The organism is Microbaculum mangrovi (genome assembly GCF_051390635.1).
Lineage (GTDB): Bacteria > Pseudomonadota > Alphaproteobacteria > Rhizobiales > Tepidamorphaceae > Microbaculum.
Map to the genome: position 1 here is coordinate 1,001,190 of NZ_JBPODT010000002.1, position 15,124 is coordinate 1,016,313.

The 15,124-nt window shown below is 65.4% G+C and carries 16 protein-coding genes and 1 tRNA gene; 11 read left to right on the forward strand and 6 right to left on the reverse strand.

All coding sequences use genetic code 11. The features are described from left to right. Positions 1-153: 153 nt before the first annotated feature. A complete protein-coding gene (locus ACSF9G_RS11140) occupies positions 154-486 on the reverse strand; it encodes a hypothetical protein (RefSeq protein WP_436641495.1) in 333 nt (110 codons plus the stop codon). A gap of 243 nt (positions 487-729) precedes the next feature. Here ACSF9G_RS11140 and coaD point away from each other — a divergent pair, with 243 nt between their 5' ends. The 6 genes from coaD (at position 730) to ACSF9G_RS11170 (ending at position 4,973) form a co-directional block, all read left to right on the forward strand. Then, positions 730-1,233 carry a pantetheine-phosphate adenylyltransferase gene (coaD, locus tag ACSF9G_RS11145; protein ID WP_436641497.1) on the forward strand — a complete coding sequence of 168 codons (504 nt, stop codon included), beginning with the start codon at positions 730-732 and terminating at the stop codon, positions 1,231-1,233. 38 nt (positions 1,234-1,271) lie between these two features. Beyond that, positions 1,272-1,817: a peptidylprolyl isomerase gene (locus ACSF9G_RS11150; protein ID WP_436641499.1), complete on the forward strand. Its 546-nt coding sequence runs from the start codon at positions 1,272-1,274 to the stop codon at positions 1,815-1,817. 31 nt (positions 1,818-1,848) lie between these two features. Then, positions 1,849-2,322, forward strand: a complete 474-nt coding sequence (locus ACSF9G_RS11155; RefSeq protein WP_436641501.1) for a peptidylprolyl isomerase — start codon at positions 1,849-1,851, stop codon at positions 2,320-2,322. Between the two features lie 22 nt (positions 2,323-2,344). Continuing rightward, complete coding sequence (gene queA / locus ACSF9G_RS11160; protein WP_436641502.1) at positions 2,345-3,433, forward strand: tRNA preQ1(34) S-adenosylmethionine ribosyltransferase-isomerase QueA; 1,089 nt, start codon at positions 2,345-2,347, stop codon at positions 3,431-3,433. Further along, complete coding sequence (gene tgt, locus ACSF9G_RS11165) at positions 3,430-4,563, forward strand: tRNA guanosine(34) transglycosylase Tgt (RefSeq protein ID WP_436641504.1); 1,134 nt, start codon at positions 3,430-3,432, stop codon at positions 4,561-4,563. Before queA ends, tgt begins: the two co-directional genes overlap by 4 nt. A 203-nt stretch (positions 4,564-4,766) precedes the next feature. Beyond that, a complete protein-coding gene (locus ACSF9G_RS11170) occupies positions 4,767-4,973 on the forward strand; it encodes a hypothetical protein (protein WP_436641506.1) in 207 nt (68 codons plus the stop codon). A gap of 7 nt (positions 4,974-4,980) precedes the next feature. Here the strand turns inward: ACSF9G_RS11170 and ACSF9G_RS11175 are convergent, their stop codons facing one another. After that, on the reverse strand, positions 4,981-5,409 hold the full coding sequence (locus tag ACSF9G_RS11175) for a DUF4864 domain-containing protein (protein ID WP_436641508.1): 429 nt from the start codon (positions 5,407-5,409) through the stop codon (positions 4,981-4,983). Positions 5,410-5,566: 157 nt separating this feature from the next. On the opposite strand from ACSF9G_RS11175, the gene ACSF9G_RS11180 reads away from it, so the two are divergent. Next, positions 5,567-5,642 (forward strand) — tRNA-Lys (locus ACSF9G_RS11180). Positions 5,643-6,056: 414 nt separating this feature from the next. Further along, complete coding sequence (locus ACSF9G_RS11185) at positions 6,057-7,655, forward strand: hypothetical protein (RefSeq protein ID WP_436641510.1); 1,599 nt, start codon at positions 6,057-6,059, stop codon at positions 7,653-7,655. 138 nt (positions 7,656-7,793) lie between these two features. Here the strand turns inward: ACSF9G_RS11185 and gltS are convergent, their stop codons facing one another. Both gltS and ACSF9G_RS11195 read right to left on the reverse strand, forming a co-directional pair. Continuing rightward, positions 7,794-9,017 (reverse strand): sodium/glutamate symporter, encoded by a 1,224-nt coding sequence (gltS, locus tag ACSF9G_RS11190; protein ID WP_436641512.1) that lies wholly within the window; start codon positions 9,015-9,017, stop codon positions 7,794-7,796. A 220-nt stretch (positions 9,018-9,237) separates the two neighbouring features. Beyond that, positions 9,238-9,723: a histidine phosphatase family protein gene (locus tag ACSF9G_RS11195; protein ID WP_436641514.1), complete on the reverse strand. Its 486-nt coding sequence runs from the start codon at positions 9,721-9,723 to the stop codon at positions 9,238-9,240. Positions 9,724-9,972: 249 nt separating this feature from the next. On the opposite strand from ACSF9G_RS11195, the gene ACSF9G_RS11200 reads away from it, so the two are divergent. Beyond that, positions 9,973-10,530 carry a DUF2585 family protein gene (locus tag ACSF9G_RS11200; RefSeq protein WP_436641516.1) on the forward strand — a complete coding sequence of 186 codons (558 nt, stop codon included), beginning with the start codon at positions 9,973-9,975 and terminating at the stop codon, positions 10,528-10,530. 36 nt (positions 10,531-10,566) lie between these two features. On the opposite strand, the gene ACSF9G_RS11205 is transcribed toward ACSF9G_RS11200, so the two are convergent. Continuing rightward, positions 10,567-12,429, reverse strand: coding sequence for a thiamine pyrophosphate-binding protein (locus ACSF9G_RS11205; RefSeq protein WP_436641518.1), 1,863 nt, complete (start codon positions 12,427-12,429; stop codon positions 10,567-10,569). 124 nt (positions 12,430-12,553) lie between these two features. Then, a complete protein-coding gene (locus tag ACSF9G_RS11210) occupies positions 12,554-12,871 on the reverse strand; it encodes a hypothetical protein (protein WP_436641520.1) in 318 nt (105 codons plus the stop codon). A gap of 196 nt (positions 12,872-13,067) precedes the next feature. On the opposite strand from ACSF9G_RS11210, the gene rpe reads away from it, so the two are divergent. Together rpe and ACSF9G_RS11220 are read left to right on the forward strand one after the other, a co-directional pair. Further along, positions 13,068-13,736, forward strand: a complete 669-nt coding sequence (gene rpe, locus ACSF9G_RS11215) for a ribulose-phosphate 3-epimerase (RefSeq protein ID WP_436641522.1) — start codon at positions 13,068-13,070, stop codon at positions 13,734-13,736. A gap of 90 nt (positions 13,737-13,826) precedes the next feature. Next, entirely contained in the window at positions 13,827-15,041 is a 1,215-nt protein-coding gene (locus ACSF9G_RS11220; RefSeq protein WP_436641524.1) for an amino acid ABC transporter substrate-binding protein, read from the forward strand. Positions 15,042-15,124: the final 83 nt, after the last annotated feature.

Here is a 15,124-nt window from a genome sequence, read left to right on the forward strand (position 1 = left end):
GCAAGAAGGCGAAAGCGCGCGCCGCCGGGTTCGTCCCGATCCGAAGGCCATCGATTGCCGGCCGGAACGACGCGTCCTGGACACGACTCCGGCAGGCGACCGCGTCACCGCTTGACGTCTATCTTGCCACTCTCTTGCCCGGCCGGCGCTGCCTCACAAGCCGACCGAGATACGGCGCAGTTCGGCGCGCCTGGCCTCTGACGCGCCCTCGTCGAACTCGATCGTCCGCACCTTGCGGTCCGCCGTGGCCTGGTCGGGATGCAGCAGGCAGTCCTTGGTGACATGCGGCCAGACGGCGTCCGGGCAATCGGGGGCGGCGACGCCGCCGTTTTCCACGATCGAACTGCGCAGCACCGGCGATTCCTGGGCTGGTTTGTTGGCTTCGGCTTCACCCGGTTCCCAGGCGATCACCAGCGCGACGACCGCCGCGGTAAATGACAAGAGGGAAAACGGAATATACGGAGTATACGATTTCAAGTTCGGCATTCGACGCCCCTGTGGCACGAGATTTTCTCGTATTGTTGGAGCGGATCGTACGGTTTATGTCTGAAAGAACCCCAAATCGGCCGTTCAACGTGCGTTCATCGTAAAAATATAGTTGAAAATACATCATTGCCCGGAATTTCGGGGTTTTCGCTACGTAATGCGTCCGGAAATGGCCCTCACACGCCGTCCCAGGGTTAACGCGCACCGCTTGTGCAGCCGCCGTCGTCGGGGTATCCACGCGCCATGACCCGAACCGGCATCTATACTGGCAGCTTCGATCCGATCACCAACGGCCACGTCGACGTCATCGTGCGAGCGGCGCGGCTGGTCGATCGTCTGGTCGTCGCCGTCGGCGTTCATCACGGCAAGACGCCAGTCTTCACCGTCGAGCAACGTCTCGCGATGATCGAGGCGGAAGTCGGCGACCGCGTGCGCGGCGCCGGTTGCGACTTCGTCGTCACCACCTTCTCCGGTCTTGCCGTCGATGCCGCGCGCGATGCGGGCGCATCCGTCATCGTCCGCGGGCTGCGCGACGGCACCGATTTCGACTACGAGATCCAGATGGGCACCATGAACGCGATCATGACCCCGGACGTCGAGACGGTATTTCTGGCGGCCTCTCCGGCCTGTCGCCACATTGCCGCCAGCCTTGTCCGTCAGATCGCGAACATGGGGGGCGACGTTTCGCCCTTTGTCCCGGCTACCATAGCCGTCGCCCTGAAAGATCGTCTCGCCGGGCAGAAGTGACCCGGCCGTTTCGTCTCTCTCAAGCAGGAGATCTGCCCGTGCGTATTCTTTTCGCCGCACTCTTTGCCCTGGCGCTCGCCGTCGCACCCCAAGCGAAGGCGCAGTCCGCCGATCCCGAGAACACGCTGATCCTGGAACTGAAAGACGGTCCGGTCGTCATCAAGCTTCGGCCCGACCTCGCGCCCAAGCATGTGGAGCGCATCAAGAAGCTCGTCCGCGAGGGCTTCTACGACGGCGTCGTCTTCCATCGCGTCATCGACGGTTTCATGGCCCAGACCGGCGATCCGACCGGCACGGGAACCGGCGGTTCCAACGAGCCCGACCTGAAGGCGGAATTCTCTAACGAAACGTTCGCGCGCGGCACGCTCGGCATGGCGCGCACGCCGGACCCGAACAGCGCCAACAGCCAGTTCTTCATCATGTTCGCGCCGGCGGCGCACCTGAACGGCCAGTACACCGTCTTCGGCGAAGTCGTCGAAGGCATGGACAATGTCGACAAGCTGAAAAAAGGCGACGACGCGCGCAACGGCATGGTTCAGGACCCCGACAAGATCATCAAGGCCAGAATTGCAGCCGACGGCTGATCACCCACGCCAAGAAAAGGAACAGTACGATATGAGCGAATACGCCGATCCGGAAAACACGCTGGTCATGGAGACGAGCAAGGGCCGCGTCGTCATCGAGACGCGCCCCGATCTCGCGCCCGGCCACGTCGCCCGCATCAAGGAACTGGTCCGCGAGGGCTTCTACGACGGCATCGTCTTCCATCGCGTCATCGAGGGCTTCATGGCCCAGACCGGCTGCCCGCAGGGCATCGGCGTCGGCGGCTCGGGCACCAAGCTGAAGGCGGAGTTCAACGAGGAGCCGCACAAGCGCGGCACCGTCTCGATGGCGCGCGCCGCCGATCCCAATTCCGGCGACAGCCAGTTCTTCATCTGCTTCGAGGACGCACCCTTCCTCGACCGTCAGTACACGGTCTGGGGCAAGGTGATCGAGGGCATGGAGAATGTCGACCAGATCAAGCGCGGCGAGCCCGTGCAGGATCCCGACAAGATCGTCTCGATGAAGGTTGCGGCCGACCTCGGCTAGGCGGACCCGACCGGCGGGCGCCATGCGCGTCGACCTCTTCGACTTCGAGCTGCCGCAGGACCGGATCGCGTTGCGTCCGGTTGAACCGCGCGACGCGGCGCGGCTGCTCGTCGTCCGCCCCGGCGATACCCCGGATCTCGACGACAGGATCGTCGGCGACCTGCCGGACCTGTTGCGGCCCGGCGACGTCCTCGTCTTCAACGACACCAAGGTGATCGCGGCCCGCCTCAGGGGCCGGCGCATCGGTCGCGGCGAACCCGAGCCGAAGATCGAGGCGACGCTGCACATGCGTCTGGACGGAAGCCGCTGGAAGGCGTTCGTCAAGCCGGCCAAGCGTCTGCAGCCCGACGACACCATCCGCTTCGGCGGCGAGGGCAGGGTGTGCCTGCTCGGCATGCTCGACGCGATCGTCGAGGACAAGGGTGAGGGCGGCGAGGTCACGCTCGCCTTCTCCTTCCATGGCCCCGTCCTGGACGAAGCGATTTCCCAGGTCGGAGAGATGCCGCTTCCGCCCTATATCGCCGCGCGCCGGCCGACCGACGACCGCGACCAGTCCGACTACCAGACGATGTTCGCGCGCGAGGAGGGCGCCGTCGCCGCCCCGACCGCCGGCCTGCACTTCACGCCGGCCCTGATGACGACGCTCGAGGACCGCGGCGTCGGCACGGCCCTCGTGACGCTGCATGTGGGAGCGGGCACGTTTTTGCCGGTCAAGGCGGACGTGACCGAGGAGCACCGGATGCACTCGGAGCTGGGCCACGTCACGTCGGAAACCGCAGACCGGCTGAACCGCGTCAGGGCCGAAGGTGGCCGCATCGTCGCCGTCGGCACCACGTCTCTGCGCCTGCTCGAAAGCGCGGCCCGCGATGACGGCACGATCGGGCCCTTCGCCGATGCGACCGATATCTTCATCACGCCCGGCTACCGCTTCAAGGCCGTCGATATCCTGCTGACGAATTTCCATCTGCCGCGTTCGACCCTGTTCATGCTGGTCTCCGCCTTTTCCGGACTGGAAACCATGCGGCGCGCCTACACCCACGCGATCGAATCCGGCTATCGCTTCTATTCCTATGGCGATGCCTGTCTTCTGTATCCGGGGGAAACCGCTTGAGCCTTGCCTATGCCTTCGATGTGAAAGCCCGCGACGGCAAGGCCCGTCTCGGCGAGATCACCTTCGCCCGCGGCGCGGTGCGGACGCCGGCCTTCATGCCGGTCGGCACGGCGGGCACCGTCAAGGCGATGTTTCCGGAAACCGTGCGCCAGACCGGCGCCGACATCGTGCTCGGCAACACCTACCACCTGATGCTGCGTCCGGGCGCCGAGCGGGTGGCCGAGCTTGGCGGCCTGCATCGCTTCATGAACTGGCCGCGCCCGATCCTCACCGACTCCGGCGGCTTTCAGGTCATGTCGCTGTCGAGCCTGCGCGAACTGACCGAGGACGGCGTCACCTTCCGCTCGCATCTCGACGGCTCCGAGCATCACCTGACGCCGGAGCGCTCGGTGGAGATCCAGCGGCTTCTCGGCGCCGATATCACCATGCAACTCGACGAATGCGTGGCGCTGCCCTGTCCCGACGCGGAAGCCGAGCGCGCCATGCTGCTGTCGCGGCGCTGGGCGGAACGCTGCAAGGTAGCCTTCGGCTCCGATCCCGCCCGTGCCCTGTTCGGCATCGTCCAGGGCGGCACCGTCGAGGCGTTGCGCGTCCGCTCCGCCGAAGGCCTGCAGGACATCGGCTTCGACGGCTACGCGGTCGGCGGCCTGGCCGTCGGCGAGCCGCAGGACGTGATGCTGTCGACGCTCGACGTCACCGTTCCCGTGCTGCCCGAGGACAGGCCGCGCTACCTGATGGGCGTCGGAACGCCCGAGGACATGCTGCTGTCGGTGATGCGCGGCATCGACATGTTCGACTGTGTGATGCCGACGCGCGCCGGCCGCCACGGCCAGGCCTATACGCGCTTCGGCAGGATAAACCTGCGCAACGCCCGCCACGCCGCCGATCCAAGGCCGCTCGATGAGGAAAGCGATTGCCCGGCCGCGCGCGACTATTCCCGCGCCTACCTGCATCACCTTGTGAAGGCCGGCGAGATCCTCGGCGCCATGCTGCTCACCTGGATTAACGTCCACTACTACCAGTCGCTGATGGCCGGCATCCGCCAGGCGATCGGGGAAGGGCAACTCGCCGGTTTCGCCGCGCGGACGCAGGCCGGATGGGCTGAGGGCGACATTCCGTCAAGGTCGTGACGAGGCCCGTGCCGCGTTTGCACAACGCCCGGCCCGGCCGGATCGCGTGTCGTGACCGCGGTTCTTGACCTCACCCGGGCCGCAACCTAGGGTGCGGCCGCTCCCGCCGGGACCAGTCCGCCGTCCGATGCAGCGCATCGCGACCGCGGTCCACGCCGGTCCGGGTGCAGACCGACAGGGCCACCCAGGATCAGGATACCACCATGACGCCCGTTACCGCCTCCGTTCGCGCTGCCGCAATCCTTGCCGCCATGCTGTTCCTGAGCGGGTGCAACGGCGGTGCAGGCGATCCGGATGTCGAGCCGCTGGCCGCGCCGACGGCGGAACAGTCGCTCGAATCCCTCGACGACCTGCCGGGCGGCATCGGTCCCAGCGACGAAACCCCGGACGCCCCGCCCTCGCCGCTGTAGACGCGGTTCAGGCCCCGACGCCCGGCTTGAGCTGGCAGCCGGTGATCTTCCAGGTTCCGTCCGGCTGTCTGCGCAACGTGTAGGCGGCGACCCACGCCGCACCGTCCGGCCCGACGACGTCGACGAATTGCAGCGCGTCGTCCGCGCCCACCATCTGGTGCTCCATGAACGCGAAGGATCGCGGCCGGAACACCGGCTCGTATCCCTGTTCGACCATCCGCATGAACACGCCGGGCGAGGGGAAGATGCGCTGGATGCCGGGCGAGGCGAAGGAATAGGCGCGGCTGCCGTCGCCGGCGCGGAACGCCGCGATCTGCGAGGCAATCACGTCCTGGATGGCCGTGACGTCTTTGCCCGTCTGTTGAGCCGAGACGGGGCCGGCAAGCCAGGCGACGAACAGGCACCCGAAGAGCACGCGACTGACGAATCGGGTCATCGATACCTCCCGCTCTTTGCCCGGATACGCGGGGCGGACGATTTCGGATCCTTCGAAAAGTGTAGCCGTAACGGGCTGATTCTGGGATGCGCTGTCGAAAAGCCGTTTGAACGCTTGACCTTGCAAAAGCCCCCACATAGGTTTCCGGCGACCTTGAGAGCCCGTAGCTCAGCTGGTAGAGCAACTGACTTTTAATCAGTAGGTCCAGGGTTCGAATCCCTGCGGGCTCACCAATGTTTTCAAGACCTTAGAGACAATCGATCCGGGCTGCTTGGTCGCGCGCGCGCCGCGTGGCGCAGGACCGGCGGTTACTCGGCTACCTCGTGTCCCGTTCAATAGTTCGTCCTGGCCGCCATGTGCGCCGGTCCGTCCGCGCGGGCCGCAGTTGTTCCACGTGGCCGCCAAGCAATCCAGGTTCGCAATACTCACCTTGCGTCACTTAAAAATGCCGTAGCGTTAGTTAACGTTGCACGAAATAAACGTATTCACAAAGACGAATGCGTTATGCTTTCATTCGAAATCGACCATCGGCCGGAAGGCCGGTTTAGGGAGCTACTTTAAGGAGATTTTGGATGAGAGTGTTTGATCAGCCCCTTGGGGGAAGGGCGCGAGGACTGACCGTCGCGTCCTTAGGTTTGACGATCGCCATGGCCACACTTCCGGCCTCGACCGTTCCCGCGAATGCCCGGTCGTTGGACTGGGAGATCATTGCCAACAGCAACACGGTCATTCCCGGTACGTCGAAGACCTACAGCAGCTTCAATCAGCCTTCGATCAACAACAACTGCCTTACGACGTTCCGCGCGCGCGGCACGGGACCGTCGACGCCGCCGAGCGGTGTCTATTATGTCCGCGCCTGCAAGTCCGGCAGCCGGATACGAAAGCTGTTCGCCCGTGGCGATCTCGTTCCCGCGCCGAACAACACCGGAGCGACCTTCAAGGAGTTTCCGTCGTTTTCGCGCATAGACGTCGAGAACGACTTCATCGCCTCCCGCGGTCAGTCGGATCCGGTGTGGACCTACACGACGCCCTCCGGCGACACCAAGGTCGGCACGGCTGGAATCTATTTCGGCACGGGGAAGACGTTCATCCCGGGCACCGGCGCGAGCCTGCTGGGCGCGGTTCCCGGTTTCTGGTACTTCGACGTCCCTGACTTCCCGGGCACGAAATTCGATCAGTTTCCCGGCGCGCCAGCCCCCTTCGATGGGAAGTTCATCGCCTTCAAGGGCAACTACACCGAGACGATCGGAGCCGCGACGATCGCCCGGACCGGCGTGTACCTCCGCCAGATCGGCAAGCGTACGGAGCTTCCGGTCGTCAAGATCGCCGATACCCACGATCGCATTCCCGGCACCTCCACGACATTCGGATCCACGGCGCCGCCAAGCGCCGCGGCCGGGATGATCGTCTTCCTCGGCCTTGATAATGAAGACAATCCGACATTGGGCGGCATCTATCGCGCCAAGGCCAAACGTCCGAAGAAACTCAGGGACCGGCCGCGACGCCTGAGGACACTGGTGGCCATCGGCGATAAGGTTCCCGGTTTCAGGAAGCAGCGGTTCACCCGGTTCGGCGAAGGCCTGTCCTTCGACGGAAACCTGCTGACGTTCTGGGGGGCCTGGGGTGATCAGATGCGCACCGTCAGGCTCCATTGCCCCGTGGACGGCAACGCCGATCTTATCGCCGAATGCATCGTCCAATGCCCGGATACGGACGCGGTCGGCAACTATTGCGAGCGGCAGGTGCCTGCCAATCAGGGCATTTTCGTTCGCTATCCCGATGGCAAGATCAAGCGGGTGGCGTCGACCCGGCGCACCAACGGAAATTTCCAGGACTTCCTGTTCTGGGTCTTTTCCGGCCGTCCGCCGGGCGTCGGTGGCGGCGGCGACGACGGCGGAGAGGTCCCGGAGCCGCCGCGATGGCGTTCCTCCGCCTTCGCGGCCGTTTCGTCTAACCGAAGCGATGTGCCCTCCGTCGTCTTCAAGGCCATCCACCGCACGAAAGGCGAAGGTCTTTATCTGCGCCGCCGGATGACGAAGAAGCGCATCGTTCCGATCATCCGGATCGGGGACGACGCCGCGCCGATCGACAGCGCGGCGCCGGCGGGATCAAGGGTCACGTCGGTGGGCGTCGAGCGTGACGGCTATCGGAACTGCCATCTTGTCGTGAATGCCGGCTTTCTGAATGAAGCGACCAGCGAAAGCTGGGCCGGCGTCTATCTCGAGAAGAACGCCTGCACGCGCTGATCCCGCGCCAGCGCAGGACCGTGGAAATCGGCGTCGCCACGGCGGCGCCGATTTTCGTTTCGTCCAGCGGCGCGCCGTTCGGACGCGAGGCCACGGACGCTTCGGAACCCGGGCAAGGGGCGTGCCGCAATCCGCGGCCTAGAACGTCACGAACCAGCCGATGACGAAGGCGTTGGCGATGTCGACGAAGAAGGCCGAGACCAGCGGCAGCACGATGAAGGCCAGCGGGGCGGGGCCGTAGCGTTTCGTCACCGACGACATGTTGGCGATCGCCGTCGGCGTCGCCCCCAGCGTGAACCCCGCGAACCCGGCGCTCAGCACCGCCGCCGTGTAGTCAGATCCCAGGATACGGAAGAACACGAACAGGATGATCGCCGCGGTCGCGATCGCCTGCAGCGCCAGGATGGCGAACAATGGCCCACCGAGGCCGGCCAGCGTCCATAGCTGCATGCTCATCAGCGACATCGCCAGGAACAGCGACAGGCAATAGTCCGAGACCACCGCCAGCGCCGGCGTCCTCGCCGGCCAGGGCAGGCGCGGAAACAGATGCGGCACGGTGTTCGACAGAAGCATGCCGGCCAGCAGGCACGGCACGAAGAGCGGCAGCTTCAGCCCCCAATCGGAGATCACCTGATGCGCGAGATAGCCGATGATGACGGCGATGTTGACCGCGAGCAGCACGCGCATCAGCATCACGTGGTCGATGGCTTTCTTTCCCGCGCCGTCGCTCTCGTAGCCGACGCCGACGATCTCCCCGTCCGTCGCGGTCGACTGAAGGTTATTCCGGTCGATCAGCGTCTTGGCGATCGGCCCGCCCATCAGCGCGCCGACGATCAGGCCGAGGGTCGCCGCCGCGATGCCGATCTCGCTGGCGGCTGCGAACCCGGTCTGCGCCTGGATTGTCGGGCCCCAGGCGATCGCCGTCCCGTGGCCGCCGATGAGCGAGGCCGAGCCGATGAGCGCGCCGACCGGGGCGGGGAAGCCGAACAGCGTCGCGCCGAGGAGACCGATCACGTTCTGCAGGACGATGAACGCGAGCGTCATGACGAGCAGCAAGGCCAGCATGCGCCCGCCGGCGATCAGATCCGACAGGCGCGCGTTGAGCCCGATCGTCGTGAAGAAGAACACCAGAAGCTCGTCGCGGGTCGAAAGGTCGAAGACGGTCTCGATCCCGAACCAGGAATAGGCCACCCAGGTTGCCAGCGCCACGGCGATGCCGCCGGACACCGGCTCGGGGATGTTGTAGTTGCGCAGAAACGCGACATGCCGCGTCAGGAAGGCGCCGAGGAAGAAGACGACGAAGCCGATCGTGATGGCCAGGAAATCCGGGATGTCGAGGATCCGGCTTTCGGGGCCAGTCATCGTGTCGGTGTCCTCCAAACCCGCCTGTTTCCAATCAATTCTACCAGTGTGAGGTCGGGAGGGGAGCCGATCAAGCCGGAAAATCCCATGAAACCCCGGGATCGCCTACCCCGACTTGGGCGGTGCCCCGCTTCTTGGCGGGCGTCTCCGGGCAGGGCCTTTTATCCGAGCAAAGGCGTCACGTGATCACTGGGCGATTGCCGGGGAGGGCAGCCATTCGTCAGGGCATGCGAAGATGGACGACGGACGGAGCAGAACCATCGGCGACGACGACAACAAACATGTTGGCGTAGTCATCGGCGGCAATGGGCGTGATCTCCGGCGCGCCCAAACGCTGCAGGATGGTCGGGATGGTTTCGGTATGCGCGACGACGAGAACCCTGTCTGCGGCGTGGTCGAAGTCCAGAAGGTCCACGAGCCCCGTCACGTCAGTCATCGGAATTTCGGCGCGGTCGGCATCGAGCGACGTGGCGATGATCTCGCCGGTTTCGCGGGACCGCGTCGCATCCGTGTTTATGACGGTGTCGATCCCCGCGTTGCCGAGAAACGTGGCCCAGTCGTGGGCCCGGCTCCGTCCGGCATCGCTCAGATGCGGGTCGGCGCCCGTGGTCTCCTTTTCGGCATGCCTGATGACGAACACCATCTCCTGCGCCTCGGCGGGAGAAAGCGACGCCAAAGCCGCGCAGAGCGCCGCGGCGAAGATCAACGCTTTCATGTCGGGGCCACTCCATCGTCTCTGGCAGGTGTCCTAGGCAGAGGTCTTGGGCAGACCTGGGCGAACCGGGATTCCAACCGACGTGACGTCGCAAAGCAAGCGCGGCGACTCAACCCGCATCGACCGGCATCGCCAAGACGGCCCAGGTTTTCGTATCGTTGGGTTTCGTATCGTTCCGCGTGGAGCCCCTTTGGCTAAGGCCTGCATGCGCTTCGGATACCGGTGGGGGAGGCCCGACCCATGACGACCCGCATCTGGTTCGCGCTGGCGGCCGGCTTCGTCGCCCTGCAGGCGATTGCGCTGCTGGCGCTGGGCCTGCCGCTGATCTGTACGTGCGGCCATCTGGATCTGTGGCACGGAAATCCGTCCGGCCCGGAGACGTCGCAGCACCTGACCGATTGGTACACCGTCACCCACCTCACGCATGGGATCGGGTTCTACCTTCTGCTGTGGCTCGCGGCGCCGCGTATGTCGGTCGCGGCGCGGTTCGCGATCGCCGTCGGCCTGGAAGCGGGCTGGGAGGTCGTCGAGAACATGCCGTTCATCATGGAGCGCTATCGGCAGACCGCGCTCGCCCGCGGCTATTTCGGCGACAGCGTCGTGAATTCGGTCTTCGACACCGTGACGGCGGCGGTCGGCTTCGTGCTGGCGCGTTTTCTCCCGGTCTGGACGTCGATCGTCCTGGTAGTCGCCATCGAGCTGATCCTGGGCCTGGCCATACGCGACAACCTGACCCTCAATATCGTCCAGCTCATCTTCCAGAGCGATGCCATCTCGCGCTGGCAGGTCGGTGGCTGACCGGGGCCGATATCCGGCCAGGCTTCACGATCGGGGTCAGCGCACCTTGCGCTGCCCGAAGGTCGGCTGCACCTCGGGTATCGGCGGCATCTGCCAGGTCCCGGTCACCGGAATGCCGGTGTCGCGGTTGATCATGACATCGAGCACCGTCGGCACGCCGGACCGGATCGCCTCGGCATAGGCGTCGGCGAACTGGTCGGGATGGTCGATGCGGATGCCGCGCGCGCCCATCGCCTCGGCCATGCGCGAGAAGTCCGGGTTCCAGAATTCCCCGGTCTTCTGGTTGATGAAGCTGGTGCCGATCTCGCGGCCGTCGAGATAGGCCCGCTGCAGGTCGCGGATCGTGCCGATCGAGTAGTTGTTCTGGACCACCCAGACCGCCGGCAGGTCGTACTCGACGGCGGTCGCGACGGCGTGCGAGCACATTGAGAATCCGCCGTCGCCGCACAGCGTCACGCAGGGCGATCCGGGCCGGGCGAGCCGCGCGCCGAGCACGCCGTAGACGCCGAACCCCATCGCCGCGAAGCCGCCGGCGGTCATGTGCGAGCCCGGCACCTTCGGCATCCAGTACTGCTCGGACCAGACCTGACAGTTGCCCACGTCGTCGACCATGATCGTGTCGTGCGGCGACACCCGGTTCATGTCGGCGAGCATGCGGCGCGGCTCGATCGGCACCTCGCCGCTGCGCGCGTAGGGATCGCAGAAATTGCGCCAGTCCGCCTGCCAGGTCCTGATCTCGCTGCGCCATGCGTCGCCGTCGGCCAGCTTCAGGCCCTTGCCGCGGGCGATCCGGAGCGCGTGATCGAGAAACTGCCGGGCATCGGCGGTGATGCCGACCTCGACGGGATAGTTGCGGCCGATCTCGTTGGGGTCGATGTCAACCTGGATGAGCTTCGTCGGCGGGATATTGTAGACATAGCCGGGTATCCACGATCCCGTGTGCAGGTCGTTGAAGCGCGCGCCGATCGCCAGGATTACGTCGGCGTTGCGGCAGGCCTCGGTCGCCGGGTACTCGCCCCAGACGCCGGCGACGCCGAGATGCAGCGGATGATCCGCCGGCATCGCACCCTTGCCCATGAACGAGGTGTAGACGGGGATCTCCAGCTGTTCGGCAAGCGCCTTCAGTTCGTCGAAGGCGCGGGAAACGCGGATGCCGCCGCCGGCCAGGATCAGCGGCTTTTTGCTCTTGCACAGAAGCTCGAGTGCCCGTTCGATCGTGTAGTCGGAGATGCCGTTGGCCCGATGCCCGGCGGGCGGCCCGCCGGCGGGCTCGGGCGTCGAGACCGGCGCCGTCTCGATATAGAGGTCGTAGGGCATGTCGAAATGGACCGGCCCCGGCCGGCCCGTGCGCATCAGCTGGAAGGCTTCCGGCAGGGCGGTCGTCAGCTCCTCCACCCGGCGGATGCGATAGGACTTCTTCACCACCGGCGTGAAGATCGAGGACATGTCGCCGTTGTAGCGGTAGTCGTCCTGCAGCGCGCCGCTGTTCACCTGGGTCGTCGGCACCTGGCCGGTGATCACGAAGAACGCCGAATTGTCGTAGAAGGCGTTGGCGACCGAGATCATCAGGTTCATCGGTCCGGGCCCCGTCGAGGCATAGACCGCGAGCGGCTGGCCGGTCAGCCGGAAGTAGACGTCGGCCATGAAGCCGGCGCCCTGTTCGATGCGCGGCGAGATGTGCTTGATCTGGTCGGTGTGCTTGTAGATGCCGTCGAGAAGGCCGATCGCTCCGTGCCCGGCGTATCCGAGGATGTAGGGGACCCGTTCTTTGACGAGATATTCGGCGATGATGTCGGTGCCGCGCATCTCGTTGCTGCCCGGCATGCCCCGGTAGCTCGGCGTCGGCGAAACGAAGGTCGATGAGTGGCTCGGCCCCTGGTAGCGGCTGCGTCCGTACATTCCTCCCTCCCGGTTCTTGGTGACCGCGATGCGTTGTGCAACGAGGCTACGCCCGAAGCCGGGAGGAGTCATCAGACAGTCGCGGGTGCCAGTCGCGCCTGAAAGCAGGGGCCGGCCGGCGCGGCTAGCGGTCGGTGGCGCCGGACGGGCCGTCGCCGGACGGTTCGCCCCGCACCGATTGGTCGATGTAGAGCAGGCGGGCGTGTGCGTTGGCATTCAGCCGGTTCGCCGAGCACCAGCGCGAGAACGCCTTCGGGTCGATCGTCAGGCGCACCGTCGGACGGCCGCTGTCGCGCACCTTCTGTTCCAGGAATTCGGCGCGGCTGCGCCATGTCTCGTAGGACCTCGGCAGTTGCGCCCGGTCCGCCATGATCGCCAGGATGCGTTCGTAGTCGCGCCTCCGGTACCACGGTATTCCGACTGTGTTTTCCCCGCCCGCCATCAATCCTGCCCCTCGTTAGCCAGCCATGATGCCGGCAGGCGTCCGGTTTCGCCACGCTATTTCGCGGGGTGTGGATATCTTGTGGCAATCGGCGCCGCCGGATGCGGGGGCGGGGACGGTGGCCTGTATTTCGAAGCCGCGTCTTGATTTCGCCGCCGCCGCGTGGCTCTAGGAGCGGATCACAAGAGGAGTAGCCATGGCCGAGCCATTGATTGCACCGTCGATCCTGTCGGCGGATTTCGCCCGTTTGGGCGCCGAGGTCGAAGACGTCGTCGCCGCCGGCGCCGACTGGATCCATGTCGACGTCATGGACGGACACTTCGTCCCGAACATCACCATCGGACCGCTGATCGTGCAGGCGTTGCGCCCCGTCACCGACAAGGTGCTCGACACGCACCTGATGATCGCGCCGGCCGATCCCTATCTCCAGGCCTTCGCCGAGGCCGGTTCCGATATCATCACCATCCACGCCGAGGCTGGCCCGCACCTGGACCGGTCGCTGCGGGCCATCCGCGCGCTCGGCAAGAAGGCCGGCGTGTCGCTGACGCCGTCGACGCCGGAATCGGCCATCGAATACGTGCTCGACACGGTCGACCTGATCCTGGTCATGACGGTCAATCCGGGCTTCGGCGGACAGTCGTTCCTGCACTCGCAGCTCCCCAAGATCCGGAAGATCCGCGAAATGATCGGGGACCGCGACATCCGCTTGCAGGTCGATGGCGGCGTCTCTGCGCAGACCGCCCGCGATGTCGTCGCCGCCGGGGCGGACGTCCTCGTCGCCGGGTCCGCCGTCTTCAAGGGCGACGGCGTGGACGCGTACAGGAAAAACATTGTTGCCATCAAGGAGGCCGCATCCCGACCTTGAACCTCTGGGAAAACAGCGTCATTGTTTAGGTGGACTAATAAAAACGGCAAACAAGTGCCGTGCCTAAGACACCTAAGGGGAGGAAATACAATGCGAATATTTCCCACTTTGACGGTCGCCGCCGCCGGCCTGGCCGCGCTTGGCGGCGCCGCGTTCGCCGAAGACACCATAACGCTCGGGTCCGCGGTGTCGCTGACCGGCAACTACTCGACCAACGGCGAGCATACCCAGCGTGGTTACGATCTGGCGGTCGAGAAGATCAACGAGGCCGGCGGGATCAAGGTCGGTGACAAGACCTACAAGCTCGAGGTGAAGTACTACGACGACGAGTCGACCCCGGCGCGCGGCGCCGAACTCGCCGAACGCCTGGTCAAGCAGGACGGGATCAAGCTGATCCTCGGTCCCTACGGCTCCGGCCTCACCAAGGCCGTGGCGCCCGTGACCGAAGAGCTGCAGGTGCCGATGGTCGAGGCCAACGGAGCGTCCCGGTCGTTGTTCACCAACGGCTGGAAATACATCTTCGCCACCCTGTCGACGTCCGAGCAGTACCTGGCGAGCGCGATCGCCCTGGCGGCCGAGAACGCGGAAGCGCTCGGCAAGAAGCCCGAGGAGATCAAGGTCGCGGTCGTGGTCGAGAACGATCCGTTCAGCGCCGACGTGCGCGCGGGCGTGCTCGACGACATGAAGAAGTACGGCATGCAGCTCGTCATCGACGACCAGTTCCCGCGCGAGCTGAACGACATGTCGGCGACGCTGACCAAGGTGAAGGCGCTGAAGCCTGACGTCCTGATCGTCTCCGGTCACTCCAAGGGCGCCGCGACCGGCATCCGTCAGGTCAGCGAGCAGAAGGTGTATGTGCCGATCCTCGCCATGACCCACTGCGATTCCGCCGACATCATCGGCAATTTCGGCGCGGCCTCGGAATACACGCTGTGCGCCACGCAATGGGCGCCGACCCTGTCCTACAAGGACGACCTGTTCGGCTCGGCGGCGGACTACGCCAAGACCTTCGAGGCGAAGTACGGATACGCCCCGCCGTATCAGGCGGCCGAGTCCTCGGCTGCGGTGCAGGTCTTCGCCGATGCGCTCGAACGGGCCGGCTCGACCGATCCGAAGGCCGTGCGCGACGCGCTCGCGGCGACCGACATCGAGACGTTCTACGGCAAGATCAAATTCGACGAGACCGGCAAGAACATCGCCAAGCCGATGGCGCTGTATCAGGTGCTGGACGGCGAATACAAGATCGTCGCCCCGAGCGCCGTCGCCGAGACCAAGGCGGTGATCCCGCGGCCGGCGATGAACTGACCGGACACCCAAGGCACGGCTCCGGGGCGGGGGGAAACGACGCCCCGGAGCCGTGCAATTCGCCTACGACAATAAACAGTCTT